Origin of the sequence: Kineococcus lubricus, from assembly GCF_050871965.1 — a bacterium.
Lineage (GTDB): Bacteria > Actinomycetota > Actinomycetes > Actinomycetales > Kineococcaceae > Kineococcus.
The window spans coordinates 80,064-92,592 of the sequence record NZ_JBJLSK010000010.1 but is presented as its reverse complement, the minus strand read 5'-3'; the positions used below and the strand labels follow the sequence as shown (position 1 = coordinate 92,592).

The following is a 12,529-nucleotide window of genomic DNA, read 5'->3' as shown; positions in this document are numbered from 1 at the left end:
TCTCCCGTGAGGCCCCCGTTCGATTGCGCTGACCCCGTCGTCCGAGACCGCGGTCTGTCCGCGGCGCACAACGCCGTCAAGCGCGGTGAGGTCGTCGTGCTGCCGACCGACACCGTCTACGGCATCGGCGCCGACGCCTTCAACCCCGCCGCCGTCAAGCGCCTGCTGGAGGCCAAGGGCCGCGGCCGGGACATGCCGCCGCCGGTGCTGGTCCCCGAGACGCGCACCATCGACGGGCTGGCCAGCTCCATCCCGTTCGCGGTGCGCGAGCTGATCGACGCGTTCTGGCCCGGCGCCCTGACGATCGTCTGCCGGGCGCAGCCGTCGCTGACGTGGGACCTGGGGGACACGAACGGGACGGTGGCGCTGCGCATGCCGCTGCACCCGGTCGCCCTGGAACTGCTCCAGCGCACGGGTCCGATGGCGGTCTCGAGCGCGAACCGGTCGGGTCAGCCGGCCGCGACGCTCGTGCAGGAGGCCGTCGACCAGCTCGGGGACTCGGTGCGCGTGTACCTCGACGGCGGTGCCAGCCCGAAGGGGGCGCCCTCGACCATCGTGGACGCCTCCGACGGGCCGCTGCGCGTCCTGCGGGTCGGCGCGATCAGCGAGGCCGAGCTGCGCGCGGCCGTGCCCAAGGGCTGGGTCGAGCTCGACGCCCCCGACGCCCCCGACGAGGCGGCCGCCGCCGGCGCAGCCGGCGAGCGGACCGGACCGGAGGAGTCCGGAGCCGCGAGCGGATGAGGGCCTACCTGCTCGTCATCGTCGTGGCCGCGGCCGTGACGTACCTGACGACCCCCCTGGTGCGACGGGTGGCCCAGCGCGTCGGCGCGGTCACCCCGTTGCGGGACCGGGACGTGCACTCGGTGCCGATCCCGCGCCTGGGGGGCGTGGCCATGCTCTTCGGGATGGTCGCGGCACTGGTGGTGGCGAGCCGGATCCCGTTCCTGTCCCGCGTCTTCGAGTCGGACCCGGGGCCGGTGTGGGTCCTGGTCGGCGCCGCGGTGGTCGTCGCCGTCGGGGTCGCCGACGACATCGTCCAGCTCGACGCCGTCACGAAGCTGGCGGGCCAGGTCCTCGCCGCGGGCATCATGGGCTGGCAGGGCGTGAGCCTGCTGCAGCTGCCCATCGGCGGGGTGACGCTGCTGTCGGGCCGCACCATGATGATCATCACGATCCTCGTCGTCCTGGTGTCGGTCAACGCGGTGAACTTCGTCGACGGCCTCGACGGCCTCGCCGCGGGGATCGTGGGGATCGGTGCGATCGCCTTCTTCGGGTACTCGTACGCCCTGCAGCGCGGGAGCGCACCCGACGACTTCTCCTCGCTGGCGACCCTGATCGCGGCCGTCACGGTGGGCGTCTGCCTGGGTTTCCTGCCGCACAACTTCCACCCGGCGCGCATCTTCATGGGCGACTCGGGGTCGATGCTGCTGGGCCTGCTCATGGCGAGCTCGACCATCGCCGCGACCAGCACGGTGGACCCCGAGACGGTCGCCGACGAGCAGATCGCGCCGGCGTTCTTCCCCCTGCTGCTGCCCGTCGCCGTGCTGCTGGTGCCGTTCAGCGACATGGTGCTCGCGGTCGTGCGTCGCACCCGGGCCGGCAAGGCGTTCTGGCACCCGGACAAGAAGCACCTGCACCACCGCCTGCTGCAGATGGGGCACTCGCACCGCGTGGCGGTCCTCACCATGTACTCCTGGGCGGCCTTCCTGAGCTTCGGGGCGGCCACGTCGGCGTTCCTGCCGCTGACGCAGGCCCTGGCGGTGGCCTTCGCCGCGGGGTGCCTGGTGCTGGCGCTGACGTTCCTGCCCTTGTACTGGCGGCGCGGACGGCGCACGGTGGGGACCGTGAGTGACCGGGCCGAGCAGGAGCGTGACGTGACGCATGAGACTTCGCGCACATGAGCTCAGGTGAGCCACGACGCGGCGTAGGAGACCCTTCCGCTCGTGATAGCTTTCACGAAGTCTCCCCGGTTCCACCCGACACCGGGGCTGCCGCCGATAGGCCTGTCCCACCGGACGACCCACCGACGACGAGAGAGAACCCCGTGAGCACGAGCACCGACGCAGGAGTCCAGGCCGCCCAGGCCTTCGGCACCCTGCTGCGCCGCGCCTCGCTCGTGACGGGGATCGTCGCGGTCGTCTGCGTCGTGGTCGCCGCCGTCTGGCAGGGGCTGTCCGCGGGGCTCTCGTCGCTGATCGGCGGGGCGATCGTGATCGCGTTCTTCGGTGCGCGGCTGGTCGTCATGCGCAAGGTCACCGAGAAGAACCCGCACATGATCATGCTGACCGCGATGGTGGTCTACACCGTCAAGGTCGTCCTGCTCGGCGTGGCGATGCTGCTGCTCATCCGGGTCGACGGCATCTCCGGTCCCGCCCTCGGCTTCACCGTCATCGTCACGGCCGTCGTCTGGTTGGCGGCGGAGCTGCGCGGCTTCGTGAAGATGCGCATCCCCGTCTTCATGACGGACGAGGGGCCGAAGTGAGCCTGGTGAAACCGTCGGACGACCCGAGCACCGACATCGGCAACGGCCTCACCGAGAAGGTCGCCTGGAGCATCACCTCCTACCTGATCTCCGGCGCGCTCCTCGGAGCGCTCGCGGGCTGGGGGGTCGACCACCTGCTCGGCACCGGCTTCGTGGTGGGGATCGGCCTGGTCGTCGGCAAGGCGTTGACTTTGTACTACGTGTGGCTCCGGTACGGTACGCACTGACCGCGAGACGCCCGACCACTGTTCAGGGGGCCACGCGGCCGGCAGACCGGCCCCGTACCCACGATGAAGTTCGCACGGAGGAGTTGACGTGAGCCTGCCCCTGCTGGCTGCCGCGGAGAGCGCGTACGAAGCGCCCGACCAGAGCATCTTCTGGCAGCCGCTGATCGGGAGCGGGCCGTTCGCCATCACGCGGCCGGCCATCGTCTTCGCGCTGTCCGCCGTCCTCATCATCTGGCTGCTGCTGGCCGGGACCAAGCGCCTCGCGGTCGTGCCGGGCAAGAAGCAGATGGCCGTGGAGGCCGTCTACGGCTTCGTCCGGAACACCATCGGCCGGGACATCATCGGCAGCAAGGACTTCCGCCGCTTCCTGCCGCTGCTGTTCACCTTCTTCACGGTCATCCTCGTCAACAACCTGTTCGGCGTCATCCCGCCGATCCAGTACCCGACGATGGGGCGCATCGCGTTCCCGCTGGCGCTGACGATCATGCTCTACCTGACGTACCACGTCGTCGGCATCCGGAAGAAGGGCTTCGCCGCGTACTTCGCCGGCGTCGTGCCGCACGGCCTGCCGAAGCCGATCGTCCCGCTGGTGTTCCTGCTCGAGGTGCTCTCCATCGTCGTCATCCAGCCGGTGACGATCACCCTGCGGCTCTTCGGCAACATGTTCGCGGGCCACCTGATCCTCGTGCTGTTCATCACCGGCGCCGAGCACATGCTCCTCCACGGCGGCCTCGGCCTGAAGCTCCTGAGCGTCCCGACCATCGGCATGGCCTTCGCCCTGACGCTGTTCGAGCTCTTCGTCGAGTTCCTGCAGGCGTACGTCTACACGATGCTCGCCGCCACCTTCATCGCCAGCGCCCTCGCTGACGAGCACTGAACCGCCCCACCCAGAACCCGGGCGCGGACGTGCGCTCCGGCAACGAAAGGAATGACAGAGGACCATGTACGGCTCCCTCGCCATCGTCGGTTACGGTCTCTCCGCCATCGGCCCGGGCATCGGCATCGGCCTGATCTTCGCGGCCTACATCAACGGCGCTGCCCGTCAGCCCGAAGCCCGCGGCATGCTCCAGAGCATCGCCATCCTCGGCTTCGTCCTCGCGGAAGCACTCGCCATCTTCGGCATCGCCCTCGCCTTCGTGTTCGCGGGCAACGCTCCGGCCTGACCCGGCTGATCAGCACCCGTCCGCTGCCCTGAGCCCGAAGGAGGAAACGTGCTCGTAGCAGGCTTCGCCGCAGCAGGCGAAGAAGTTGAGGGCGACCCGCTGTACCCGATCCTTCCCCACCTCGGGGAACTGATCGTCGGCATCGTCTTCGCGATCATCATCTACGCCGTGATCGCCAAGAAGGTCGTCCCGCGCCTCGAGAAGATGTACGAGGAGCGGCGCGCGGCCATCGAGGGCAACGTCGAGAAGGCCGAGAAGGCCCAGGCCGAAGCGCAGGCCGCTCTCGACGAGTACAAGGCCCAGCTCGCGGACGCCCGCGGCGAGGCCAACCGCATCCGCGAGGAGGCGCGCCAGCAGGGTGCGCAGATCCTCGCCGAGATGCGCGAGCAGGCCCAGGCCGAGGCCGACCGCATCACGACGTCGGCGCGCGCGATCATCGAGGCCGAGCGTGCCCAGGCCACCGCGCAGCTGCGCGCCGAGGTGGGTCGCCTGGCGACCGACCTGGCGTCGCGCATCGTGGGTGAGTCGCTGCAGGACCCCGCTCGCCAGAGCGGTGTCGTGGACCGGTTCCTGGCCGACCTCGAGCGCAGCGAGTCGGGGGCGACCTCCCGATGAACGAGCTCGACTCCGGCGTCGCGAAGGCGAGCCTCGCCACCGCGCAGCAGGTGCTCGACGCGCAGCTGGCCGCCGAGGGGACGGACGCGGGCAGGACCGGCGAGGACCTCTTCGCCGTGACCAGCCTGCTCGACTCCTCGGTCGGCCTGCGCCGCGCGCTGACCGACCCGTCGCGGGACTCCGCGGCCAAGGCCGACTTCGTCCGCCGCACCTTCGCGGGGAAGATCAGCCCGGCCGCCGTCGAGACGGTGGCCGCGCTGGCCTCCGCGCGGTGGACCGCCGGCCGCGACCTCTCCGACGCCGCCGAGCGGCTCGCCGTGGTGGCGGTCGTGACGCAGGCGGAGAAGTCGGGGCACCTCGACGCGCTGGAGGACGAGCTCTTCCGGTTCTCCCGCACCATCGCCGGCAACCCGGCCCTGCGCGACGCCCTCGCCGACCGCAGCGCCCCGGACGCCAACCGTGCGTCGCTGGTCTCCCGGCTGCTGCTGGACCGGGCGGTCCCCGAGACGGTCCAGCTGGCCCGCCGCGTGGCCGTGTCCCCCCGCGGGGTGCGTGCCGAGCGGCTGCTCGAGGAGTGGGTGGAGGTCGTGGCCAAGCGCCGCGAGCAGCTCGTCGCCCACGTCGTGAGCGCGGCCCCGCTGACCGAGGCGCAGCGCGACCGGCTCGCCGGTTCGCTGTCGCGGCAGTACGGGCGCCCGATCCGGGTCAACGTCGACGTCGACCCGCACCTGGTGGGCGGGCTGCGCGTCAGCGTCGGTGACGACGTGATCGACGGGTCGATCGCGACCCGGATCGACGACGCCCGCCGCCGCCTCGCGGGCTGAGCACCAGCGCAACACCCACCCCCGCGACACGCGGGGGACAATGGACTTCGAGAACGCACGACCCGAGAAGGAGAGCAGGGCTTCCATGGCCGAGCTGACCATCCGCCCGGAGGAGATCCGGGACGCTCTCGACGCCTTCGTGGCGTCGTACGACCCCGGTACCGCCGCGCGTGAGGAAGTCGGCCGCGTGACCGACGCGGGCGACGGCATCGCCCACGTCGAGGGCCTGCCCTCGGTCATGGCGAACGAGCTGCTGCGCTTCGAGGACGGGACCCTCGGCCTCGCGCAGAACCTCGACGTCCGGGACATCGGTGTGGTCGTCCTGGGCGACTACGCCGGCATCGAGGAGGGCCAGGAGGTCCACCGCACGGGTGAGGTCCTCTCCGTCCCCGTCGGTGACGACTTCCTGGGCCGCGTCGTCGACCCGCTGGGTGCGCCGATCGACGGCCTCGGGCCGATCGAGGCCGAGACCCGTCGCGCGCTGGAGCTGCAGGCCCCCTCGGTCGTGCAGCGCCAGGAGGTCCGCGAGCCGCTGCAGACCGGCATCAAGGCGATCGACGCGATGATCCCGGTCGGCCGTGGTCAGCGTCAGCTGATCATCGGTGACCGCCAGACCGGCAAGACCGCCATCGCGATCGACACGATCATCAACCAGAAGGCCAACTGGGCCTCGGGCGACCCCAAGCAGCAGGTCCGCTGCATCTACGTCGCCATCGGCCAGAAGGGCTCCACGATCGCTTCGGTGAAGCGTTCGCTGGAGGAGGCCGGCGCGATGGAGTACACGACCATCGTCGCGGCCCCCGCGTCCGACCCGGCCGGCTTCAAGTACCTGGCCCCGTACACCGGCTCGGCCATCGGCCAGCACTGGATGTACGCCGGCAAGCACGTCCTCATCGTGTTCGACGACCTGTCCAAGCAGGCCGAGGCCTACCGCGCCGTGTCGCTGCTGCTGCGTCGTCCGCCGGGCCGCGAGGCGTACCCGGGTGACGTCTTCTACCTGCACTCCCGTCTGCTGGAGCGTTGCGCGAAGCTGTCCGACGAGCTCGGCGCCGGGTCGATGACGGGTCTGCCCTTCATCGAGACCAAGGGCAACGACGTCTCGGCGTACATCCCGACCAACGTCATCTCGATCACCGACGGCCAGATCTTCCTGCAGTCGGACCTGTTCAACGCGAACCAGCGCCCGGCGATCGACGTCGGCATCTCGGTCTCCCGCGTCGGCGGTGCCGCGCAGACGAAGGCGATCAAGGGCATCTCCGGGACGCTGAAGCTGGACCTCGCGCAGTTCCGCGCGATGGAGGCGTTCGCGATGTTCGCCTCCGACCTGGACCAGGCCTCGCGCAACCAGCTCGCCCGCGGTGCGCGTCTGGTCGAGCTGCTCAAGCAGCCGCAGTACACGCCGTTCTCGCTGGAGGAGCAGGTCGTCTCGATCTGGGCCGGCACCACCGGTCAGCTCGACTCGGTCGAGGTCTCGGACATCTCCCGCTTCGAGCGCGAGTTCCTCGAGTACGTCAAGCGCAACCACGCCGAGCTCATGCAGGGCATCCGCGAGAGCAAGCAGTTCTCCGACGGGGCCAAGGACGAGCTGAAGAAGGCCATCGACGCCTTCAAGCCGCAGTTCACCCCGGGCAAGGACGGTGCCTCCGCGGCCCCGGCCGACGAGGACCACGGCCGGACCGACGCGGACGACATCTCGCAGGAGCAGATCACCACCACCAAGCGCTGAGAGGCGCAGGGGTAGTCGAAGGACCGAGCGGAGCAAGGAAGAGGAGCAGGACATGGCAGGCCAGCTGAGGGCCTACCGGCGGCAGATCCGCTCGGTCCAGGCGACCAAGAAGATCACCCGCGCGATGGAGCTCATCGCGGCGTCGCGGATCATCAAGGCGCAGGCGAACGTGCGCGCGTCGACCCCGTACGCGCGGGCGCTGACCCGCGCGGTGTCGGCGGCGGCGTCGAACTCCTCGCTCGACCACCCGTTGATCACCGAGAAGACCCAGGTCAAGCGCGCAGCCCTGCTGCTGCTGTCGTCCGACCGGGGTCTGGCGGGGGCCTACTCCTCGTCCGTCCTGCGCGAGGGGGAGCGGCTGTCCGCGGCCCTGCGCGAGGAGGGCAAGGAGGTCGCCCCGTACCTGGTCGGCCGGAAGGCGGCGGCGTTCTACAACTTCCGCCGCCGCACCGTCGTCGACTCCTGGGCGGGCTTCACCGACTCGCCGACCTACGAGGACGCCAAGAAGATCGGCGACCGTCTCCTCGCCGACTTCGGCAAGGACTCCTCCGACGGCGGCGTCGACGAGATCCACGTCGTGTACACGCACTTCGTGAGCATGGTGACGCAGGAACCCCGGGTCATCCGGCTCCTGCCGCTGGAGGTCGTCGAGGGCGTCGAGGCGCCCGCCGGTGGCGAGCTCCAGCCGCTGTACGAGTTCGAACCGAGCGCCGACGCGGTCCTCGACGCGCTGCTGCCGCAGTACGTCAACAGCCGGATCTTCAACTGCCTCCTGCAGGCGGCGGCCTCCGAGCTCGCCGCCCGTCAGCGGGCCATGAAGAGCGCGACCGACAACGCGGACGAGCTCATCAAGAAGCTGACGCGGCTGGCCAACAACGCCCGCCAGGCGGACATCACCCAGGAGATCAGCGAGATCGTCGGCGGCGCCGACGCACTGGCCTCCTCCGGCTCGCGCGCCTGACGCGCAGCCCCCCACCACTCACGAAGAACTCACTCGACGAAGGAAGCCCGAGGAGCGACATGACCGCCACCGTCAACGAAGCGCCGTCCAGCACCAGCAAGGGTGCGACCGGCCGCATCGCCCGAGTCATCGGGCCCGTCGTCGACGTCGAGTTCTCGGCCGACACGATGCCGGACCAGAACAACGCCCTCACCACCGAGGTGACGATGGGCGGCCAGACGCAGACCGTGACGCTCGAGGTGGCCTCCCACCTGGGCGACAACATGGTCCGCGCGATCTCCCTGAAGCCGACCGACGGCATGGTCCGCGGTGCGGCCGTCGTCGACACCGGCGCGCCGATCTCGGTGCCCGTCGGCAACGTGACCCTCGGCAAGGTGTTCAACGCCATCGGCGAGGCGCTGAACCTCGAGGAGGGCGAGAAGCTCGAGGTCACCGAGCGCTGGCCCATCCACCGCAAGGCCCCGAGCTTCGACCAGCTCGAGTCCAAGACGCAGATGTTCGAGACCGGCATCAAGGTCATCGACCTGCTCACCCCGTACGTCCAGGGCGGGAAGATCGGCCTGTTCGGCGGTGCGGGCGTCGGCAAGACCGTCCTCATCCAGGAGATGATCCAGCGCGTCGCGCAGGACCACGGTGGTGTGTCGGTGTTCGCCGGTGTCGGTGAGCGCACCCGTGAGGGCAACGACCTCATCGCCGAGATGGCGGAGGCCGGCGTCTTCGACAAGACCGCGCTGGTCTTCGGCCAGATGGACGAGCCGCCGGGCACGCGCCTGCGCGTCGCCCTGTCCGCCCTGACGATGGCGGAGTACTTCCGCGACGTGCAGAAGCAGGACGTGCTGCTGTTCATCGACAACATCTTCCGGTTCACCCAGGCCGGTTCCGAGGTGTCGACGCTGCTCGGCCGCATGCCGTCCGCCGTGGGGTACCAGCCCACGCTGGCCGACGAGATGGGTGTGCTCCAGGAGCGCATCACCTCGACGCGTGGTCACTCGATCACCTCGCTGCAGGCGATCTACGTCCCCGCCGACGACTACACCGACCCGGCGCCGGCGACGACGTTCGCGCACCTCGACGCGACGACCGAGCTCTCCCGCGAGATCGCCTCGCGCGGTCTGTACCCGGCCGTGGACCCGCTGACCTCCACGTCGCGCATCCTCGACCCGCTGTACATCTCGCAGGACCACTACAACACCGCGGTCCGCGTGAAGCAGATCCTGCAGCGCAACAAGGAGCTGCAGGACATCATCGCGATCCTCGGCGTCGACGAGCTGTCGGAGGAGGACAAGCTGACGGTGAGCCGTGCTCGCCGCATCCAGCAGTTCCTCTCGCAGAACACCTACATGGCCGAGAAGTTCACCGGTGTCGCCGGTTCGACGGTCCCGCTCAAGGAGACCATCGAGGGCTTCTCGAAGATCGCCGACGGCGAGCTGGACCACATCGCCGAGCAGGCCTTCTTCAACGTCGGTGGCCTCGAGGACGTCGAGCGCAACTGGGCTCGCATCCAGAAGGAAACCGCCTGATGGCTCTGCAGGTCGAGCTCGTGGCGGCGGACCGCTCGGTGTGGTCCGGCGAGGCCACCCTCGTGCGGGCCCGCACGGCCGAGGGCGACATCGGCATCATGGCCGGTCACGAGCCGATCCTGGCCATCCTCGCGCCGGGGGAGGTCGCCATCCAGGGCTCCGGCTCGGCCGGCCTGACCGCCACGGTGACCGGGGGGTTCTTCTCGGTGGACCACGACAAGGTGACGATCGTCGCCGAGCAGGTCGAGGTCGCCGCGGGTTCCGGCACGCGCTGAGAACGGCTGGGCGACGGTGCACGAGGTCCTGCTCTCCCTGGAGATCGCAGGCGCGTGCGCCGTCGCCCTGATCGTGGTGCTCCTCCTCGTGGTCGTCCGTCGACGCCGACTGATGGCCCGGTTGGGCACCTTCGACTGCTCGGTGCGGCGAGCCCGGCGCGGCCGCCGACGCTGGGCCCTGGGCGTGGCCCAGTACGAGACCGACCGACTGGACTGGTACCGCACGTTCTCGCTGTCCCCCAGACCGTCGTGCAGCTTCGCCCGGCAGGCGCTGGTGGTCACCACCTTCCGCGAGCCGGAGGGCAGCGAGACCGTCGCGGTGCAGCCGGGCGCCGTCGTCGTGGAGTGCCGCCTCGACGGCGAGGACATCGACCTGGCGATGGGCGAGGACGCCTACACCGGGTTCGCGAGCTGGCTGGAGTCCGCCCCACCGGGGCAGGGTGTGAACGTGGCCTGACCGGCCGCCCGGCTCAGCGCTGCTGCTCGAGGATCTGCCGGGCCAGTCCGGCTTCGGTGGGGAACACCATGACGCGTGGTCCCTCGGTGGTGGGGGCCAGGGTGGCGCGGATCCCCGCGTCCACGAGGGTCCGGCGCTGGACCTCGGCCTCCACGAACGTCGGGGGAGCGGACACGACCTCCAGCAGTCCGTAGTCGTCGCTCGACCCCTGCGCGGGGCGGCGCTCGACGACGGACTTGCCGCGCGCGTAGGTCCACCGCAGCAGCACGACGAGGACCCCGACGGCCAGCAGGGCCATGACGGGGCCGAACGCGTAGGAGTAGCTGCCCCAGTCGGTCGAGTCCACTGCCGCATCATCCTCCTCGGGCGCGCGGGCCGATAGGTCACCGTTCGGCAACGGGCGGGTGGACCACCCCCACGGCGGTACTGCGCGCTGGCAGAGTGTGCTCGAAGGGTGACCGTCGGTCGTGGTGTCCCCGGGGTCGTGAGGGGTCGCCGTGGACCTCCCGGGAACCGGGTGCAACCGATCGGGGGCCCACCGCGTCCTACCGGTGACGATCACACGATCACGACCGGCGTCCTCGGGGGAGGATCACATGGCGATCGCACTGGCGACGACCGACGGCGGGCAGGTGCCCAGCGCGGCCGACGACGTCGCGGCCCGGCGGGCGGCCCGCTCGGCGCCCGGCCACGACGCCCACGTGGGCGAGGAGGTGCAGGGGCAGGTCGTGCACGTCGGCGGCCGGCTCGACGTGCACACCGTCCCCGCCGTCCGCGAGGCGCTGCACGCGGCCGTCGACGCAGGCACCGGCGACCTCGTCGTCCACGTCGCCGACATCGTCGTCGCCGACGCCACCGGCCTGGGGGTGTTCGTCGGTGCGCACCGGCGTGCCCAGCGCACCGGCCGCCGGCTGGTCCTGCGCAGCGTCCCGCTGCCGGCCCTGCGCCTGCTGCGGGTCACCCGGCTGCACCGCGTCCTGCAGGTCGAGGACGAGCAGGCCCTCGCCGCCGAGCGCGCCGCGGTGCGGCTGGTCCGCGCGCAGGCCCTGCTGAGCCCGCACGCGCGGCGCACCGCCCGCAGCGGGGCTCAGAACAGCCGGGACTCCACGTCGTCGATGCCGCGCAAGGCGTCGTAGTCGAGGGTCACGCACCGGATGCCCCGGTCGGTGGCGAGGGTGCGGGCCTGCGGTTTGATCTCCTGCGCGGCGAAGACGCCCGCCACCGGGGCCAGCAGCGGGTCCCGGTTGAGCAGCTCCAGGTAGCGGGTCAGCTGCTCGACGCCGTCGATCTCCCCGCGGCGCTTGATCTCCACCGCCACGGCCCGGCCCCCGGCGTCGCGGGCCAGGATGTCGACCGGGCCGATCGCCGTCATGTACTCGCGGCGCACGAGGGTGTACCCCTCGCCGAGGGTGGCGATGTGCTCGGCCAGCAGCTTCTGCAGGTGCGCCTCGACGCCGTCCTTGACCAGCCCCGGGTCCACCCCGAGGTCGTGCTCGGACTCGTGCAGCACCTCGTGGATGGACACGACCAGCCGGTCGTCGGTCTTGGCGTGCTGCACGGTCCAGGTCTCCACGACGCCGGCCTCGCGGGCGTCCTCGTCGGGGACGGCGACGGTCAGCTTCGCCGGCGGGCTCATCCAGTTCAGCGGCTTGTACGAGCCGCCGTCGGAGTGCACTAGGACGCTGCCGTCCGCCTTGGCGATGAGCAGCCGGGTCGCCAGCGGCAGGTGGGCGTTGAGCCGCCCCGCGTAGTCGACGGAGCAGCGGGCGATGACGAGACGCACGAGGGGCGAGCTTACGAGACCGCGCGCCCGGGCCGTCACCGGCGGGACCCGGCGGGACCCGGCGCAGCCCGGTGGGGCGTGTAACGAATCCGGGCCCGGCGACGACTACCGGGCGGACCGAGCGCGGCCACGGTGGTGTGGAGGGGACACCACCGCGGCAGCGCCCGGTCGGTCCGCCGCACCGGCCTGCGACCATGGGGCGCGTGCCCCGCGCCAACCGACGCCGTCAGGACCCGCCGCCGCGCGCACCGCTGGGCCGCGGCGTCGACCGCACAGTCTCCGCCCCCGACGGGGACTGGGTCGTCCGCGAGCTGCGCGGCACCTCCTCGACCAAGACGTACCGCTGCCCGGGGTGCTGGCAGGACATCCCGCCGGGCACCGCGCACCTGGTCGTCTGGCCCTCCCGGGGGACGTTCGCGCCCGCTGACGGGGCCAGCGAACGGCGTCACTGGCACCGGTCCTGCTTCGCCGCCCGCGCCCACCGCCGCTGAGGGCA

The 12,529-nt window shown here is 71.1% G+C and carries 16 protein-coding genes and 1 pseudogene; 15 read left to right on the top strand and 2 right to left on the bottom strand.

All coding sequences use genetic code 11. The annotated features are described in order from the left end of the window. Window positions 1-6: 6 nt before the first annotated feature. From ACRYRX_RS09590 to ACRYRX_RS09530, 13 genes are all read left to right on the top strand, one after another. Window positions 7-741: an L-threonylcarbamoyladenylate synthase gene (locus ACRYRX_RS09590; RefSeq protein ID WP_432511631.1), complete on the top strand. Its 735-nt coding sequence runs from the start codon at window positions 7-9 to the stop codon at window positions 739-741. Further along, window positions 738-1,901 carry a glycosyltransferase family 4 protein gene (locus ACRYRX_RS09585; RefSeq protein ID WP_432511630.1) on the top strand — a complete coding sequence of 388 codons (1,164 nt, stop codon included), beginning with the start codon at window positions 738-740 and terminating at the stop codon, window positions 1,899-1,901. The genes ACRYRX_RS09590 and ACRYRX_RS09585 overlap by 4 nt, the downstream gene beginning before the upstream one ends. Before the next feature lie 143 nt (window positions 1,902-2,044). Next, the gene (locus ACRYRX_RS09580) at window positions 2,045-2,482 is read left to right on the top strand and encodes an ATP synthase subunit I (protein ID WP_432511629.1); all 438 of its coding nucleotides are present in this window, start codon (window positions 2,045-2,047) and stop codon (window positions 2,480-2,482) included. A gap of 5 nt (window positions 2,483-2,487) precedes the next feature. Further along, on the top strand, window positions 2,488-2,709 hold the full coding sequence (locus tag ACRYRX_RS09575) for a hypothetical protein (protein WP_432511628.1): 222 nt from the start codon (window positions 2,488-2,490) through the stop codon (window positions 2,707-2,709). A gap of 88 nt (window positions 2,710-2,797) precedes the next feature. Next, window positions 2,798-3,586, top strand: a complete 789-nt coding sequence (atpB, locus tag ACRYRX_RS09570) for a F0F1 ATP synthase subunit A (RefSeq protein ID WP_432511627.1) — start codon at window positions 2,798-2,800, stop codon at window positions 3,584-3,586. Between the two features lie 64 nt (window positions 3,587-3,650). Continuing rightward, the gene (gene atpE, locus ACRYRX_RS09565) at window positions 3,651-3,872 is read left to right on the top strand and encodes an ATP synthase F0 subunit C (RefSeq protein WP_432511626.1); all 222 of its coding nucleotides are present in this window, start codon (window positions 3,651-3,653) and stop codon (window positions 3,870-3,872) included. Between the two features lie 48 nt (window positions 3,873-3,920). Beyond that, window positions 3,921-4,487, top strand: coding sequence for a F0F1 ATP synthase subunit B (locus ACRYRX_RS09560; protein WP_432511625.1), 567 nt, complete (start codon window positions 3,921-3,923; stop codon window positions 4,485-4,487). Further along, complete coding sequence (locus ACRYRX_RS09555) at window positions 4,484-5,311, top strand: F0F1 ATP synthase subunit delta (RefSeq protein WP_432511624.1); 828 nt, start codon at window positions 4,484-4,486, stop codon at window positions 5,309-5,311. The genes ACRYRX_RS09560 and ACRYRX_RS09555 overlap by 4 nt, the downstream gene beginning before the upstream one ends. A gap of 85 nt (window positions 5,312-5,396) precedes the next feature. After that, on the top strand, window positions 5,397-7,037 hold the full coding sequence (gene atpA / locus ACRYRX_RS09550) for a F0F1 ATP synthase subunit alpha (protein ID WP_432511623.1): 1,641 nt from the start codon (window positions 5,397-5,399) through the stop codon (window positions 7,035-7,037). 52 nt (window positions 7,038-7,089) lie between these two features. After that, window positions 7,090-7,998: a F0F1 ATP synthase subunit gamma gene (locus ACRYRX_RS09545; protein ID WP_432511622.1), complete on the top strand. Its 909-nt coding sequence runs from the start codon at window positions 7,090-7,092 to the stop codon at window positions 7,996-7,998. Between the two features lie 59 nt (window positions 7,999-8,057). After that, window positions 8,058-9,518: a F0F1 ATP synthase subunit beta gene (atpD, locus tag ACRYRX_RS09540; RefSeq protein ID WP_432511621.1), complete on the top strand. Its 1,461-nt coding sequence runs from the start codon at window positions 8,058-8,060 to the stop codon at window positions 9,516-9,518. Continuing rightward, window positions 9,518-9,793: a F0F1 ATP synthase subunit epsilon gene (locus ACRYRX_RS09535; RefSeq protein ID WP_432511620.1), complete on the top strand. Its 276-nt coding sequence runs from the start codon at window positions 9,518-9,520 to the stop codon at window positions 9,791-9,793. The genes atpD and ACRYRX_RS09535 overlap by 1 nt, the downstream gene beginning before the upstream one ends. A 16-nt stretch (window positions 9,794-9,809) precedes the next feature. Continuing rightward, entirely contained in the window at window positions 9,810-10,250 is a 441-nt protein-coding gene (locus tag ACRYRX_RS09530) for a DUF2550 domain-containing protein (protein ID WP_432511619.1), read from the top strand. Between the two features lie 13 nt (window positions 10,251-10,263). On the opposite strand, the gene ACRYRX_RS09525 is transcribed toward ACRYRX_RS09530, so the two are convergent. Further along, window positions 10,264-10,596, bottom strand: coding sequence for a hypothetical protein (locus tag ACRYRX_RS09525; protein ID WP_432511618.1), 333 nt, complete (start codon window positions 10,594-10,596; stop codon window positions 10,264-10,266). Window positions 10,597-10,951: 355 nt separating this feature from the next. Between ACRYRX_RS09525 and ACRYRX_RS09520 the strand changes: the two are divergent. Next, window positions 10,952-11,239: pseudogene (locus ACRYRX_RS09520) on the top strand (STAS domain-containing protein); the annotation flags it as partial. 98 nt (window positions 11,240-11,337) lie between these two features. Here ACRYRX_RS09520 and nucS read toward each other — a convergent pair. Further along, window positions 11,338-12,033: an endonuclease NucS gene (gene nucS, locus ACRYRX_RS09515; RefSeq protein ID WP_432511617.1), complete on the bottom strand. Its 696-nt coding sequence runs from the start codon at window positions 12,031-12,033 to the stop codon at window positions 11,338-11,340. 194 nt (window positions 12,034-12,227) lie between these two features. Between nucS and ACRYRX_RS09510 the strand changes: the two genes are divergently transcribed. Then, window positions 12,228-12,524 (top strand): hypothetical protein, encoded by a 297-nt coding sequence (locus ACRYRX_RS09510; protein ID WP_432511616.1) that lies wholly within the window; start codon window positions 12,228-12,230, stop codon window positions 12,522-12,524. Window positions 12,525-12,529: the final 5 nt, after the last annotated feature.

Coding starts and splice junctions, on each gene's coding strand:
- ACRYRX_RS09545 (WP_432511622.1), top strand. CDS start 7,090: ATGGCAGGCCAGCTGAGGGCCTACCGGCGGCAGATCCGCTCGGTCCAG.
- ACRYRX_RS09535 (WP_432511620.1), top strand. CDS start 9,518: ATGGCTCTGCAGGTCGAGCTCGTGGCGGCGGACCGCTCGGTGTGGTCC.
- ACRYRX_RS09585 (WP_432511630.1), top strand. CDS start 738: ATGAGGGCCTACCTGCTCGTCATCGTCGTGGCCGCGGCCGTGACGTAC.
- ACRYRX_RS09510 (WP_432511616.1), top strand. CDS start 12,228: ATGGGGCGCGTGCCCCGCGCCAACCGACGCCGTCAGGACCCGCCGCCG.
- ACRYRX_RS09555 (WP_432511624.1), top strand. CDS start 4,484: ATGAACGAGCTCGACTCCGGCGTCGCGAAGGCGAGCCTCGCCACCGCG.
- atpD (WP_432511621.1), top strand. CDS start 8,058: ATGACCGCCACCGTCAACGAAGCGCCGTCCAGCACCAGCAAGGGTGCG.
- atpE (WP_432511626.1), top strand. CDS start 3,651: ATGTACGGCTCCCTCGCCATCGTCGGTTACGGTCTCTCCGCCATCGGC.
- atpA (WP_432511623.1), top strand. CDS start 5,397: ATGGCCGAGCTGACCATCCGCCCGGAGGAGATCCGGGACGCTCTCGAC.